The organism is Streptomyces sp. NPDC002690 (assembly GCF_053592415.1).
The window spans coordinates 1-1,730 of sequence record NZ_JBSFVR010000682.1 but is presented as its reverse complement, the minus strand read 5'-3'; the positions used below and the strand labels follow the sequence as shown (position 1 = coordinate 1,730).

General features: G+C 70.8%; 3 protein-coding genes. All 3 read right to left on the bottom strand.

Going from position 1 to position 1,730, the window contains the following annotated elements; translation table 11 throughout:
* Nucleotides 1–289: biotin/lipoyl-containing protein (locus ACWD3D_RS36675; RefSeq protein ID WP_451464972.1), on the bottom strand; the 289-nt coding region annotated here is incomplete at its 3' end.
* Entirely contained in the window at nucleotides 282–1,265 is a 984-nt protein-coding gene (locus ACWD3D_RS36670) for an alpha-ketoacid dehydrogenase subunit beta (protein ID WP_451464971.1), read from the bottom strand. The genes ACWD3D_RS36670 and ACWD3D_RS36675, both read right to left, overlap by 8 nt.
* A gap of 3 nt (nucleotides 1,266–1,268) precedes the next feature.
* The coding region (locus ACWD3D_RS36665; RefSeq protein ID WP_451464970.1) for a thiamine pyrophosphate-dependent enzyme at nucleotides 1,269–1,730 on the bottom strand (462 nt) is incomplete at its 5' end.

Genomic DNA, 1,730 nt, shown 5'->3' with positions numbered 1-1,730 from the left:
CGCCCGGTCCCCTGCCGGTCCCCGCGGGCGCCCCGCTGTCGATGAAGATCAGCGGTGTGCCCACCAGCAGGGTCCGTCCCGGCTCACCACGCCGTTCCACGACGGTCCCGGCGTACGGGGACGGGATCTCCACCTCGGCCTTGGCCGTCTCCAGGACGCACAGCGGCTGGTTGACGGTGACGGTGTCCCCCGGCACCACCAGCCATTCGACGATGGTCGCGTCGAGCAGCCCCTCGCCCAAGTCGGGCACGAGGAACTCCCGGATCGTGCGGTCGGCGGCGTCAGTCATGGCTGTACCCGAAGGACCGGTCGATGCTGTCGAGCAACCGGTCGACGCCCGGAAGCCATGCCTTCTCCCATCGTGCGGGTGGATACGGAGTATCGAATCCCGTGACCCTCAGCACGGGGGCCTCCAGGTCCCAGAACAGTTCCTCCTGCACCCTGGCCGCGATCTCCGCTCCCAGTCCCAGGGTGCGCGGGCCCTCGTGCAGCACGACGCAGCGCCCGGTGCGGGTCACCGAGGCGGCGATCGCAGGGAAGTCGAGGGGGGCCAGGGAGCGCAGGTCGACCACTTCCAGCTCCCAGCCGTACTCGCGCCGGGCGGTCTCCGCGGCCTCGAGCGCGGTGCCGACGGTGCCGCCGTAGGCGACCACCGTGACGTCCGTACCGCTGCGGCGGACCAGGGCCTGGTCCAGACGCGCCGCCGGCGCCTCGGCCGTCTCGTCACCTCTCTGCCAGTAGCGCCGCTTGGGCTCCAGGAAGATCACCGGGTCGTCACAGTCGATGGACTGCCGAAGCAGGGCATGGGCGTCCGCAGCCGTCGCGGGCGTCACCACCCGCAGCCCCGCCGTGTGCACCCAGAACGACTCGGTGGACTCCGAGTGGTGTTCCACCGCGCCGATGCCGCCGAAGGACGGGACGCGCAGGGTCACGGGCACCGAGAGCTGCCCGCGGGTGCGGTTGCGGTACTTGGCCAGGTGGCTGACGATCTGGTCCAGTGCGGGATAGGTGAACCCGTCGAACTGGATCTCGGGCACCGGACGCAGTCCCCGCATCGCCATGCCCAGGGCCACTCCGACGATCGCCGACTCGGCGAGCGGTGTGTCGAAGCAGCGCTGAGAGCCGAAGCTCTCGGCGAGGCCCTCGGTCACCCGGAAGACTCCGCCCTGGCGCGCCACGTCCTGCCCGAAGACGAGGACCCGCTCGTCCTCCGCCATGGCCTCGCGCAGCGCCGTGTTGATCGCTTCCACCATGGTCGCAGCCACGGCTCACTCCTTCCGGGACAGTTCGGCGAGCAGCTGCCCGGACTGCTCCAGCAGATCCTTCGTCGGCTCGTGCAGTACGTGGGCGAACAACTCGGTGGGCGGCACGTCGGGAGCGTCGAACACGCCGTCCCGCAACTCGGCGCACATCCGGGCCCCCTTGTCCCGTGCGCGCTCCTCGACCTCCTCGTGCCACAGGCCCCGGTGTGTGAGGTAGCGCCGGTAGCGGGGCAACGGGTCGAGCCGCTCCCAGTGGTCCACCTCGTCCTGCGTGCGGTACCGGGTCGGGTCGTCGGAGGTGGTGTGGGGAGCGAGCCGGTAGGTGACCGCTTCGATGAGGGTCGGTCCGCCGCCCGACCTGGCCCGGGCGGCGGCCTGTTCGGTCACAAACCGGCAGGCGAGGACGTCGTTTCCGTCGACCCGTACGCCCGGCATGCCGTAACCGATTGCCTTGTGTGCGAGGGAGGA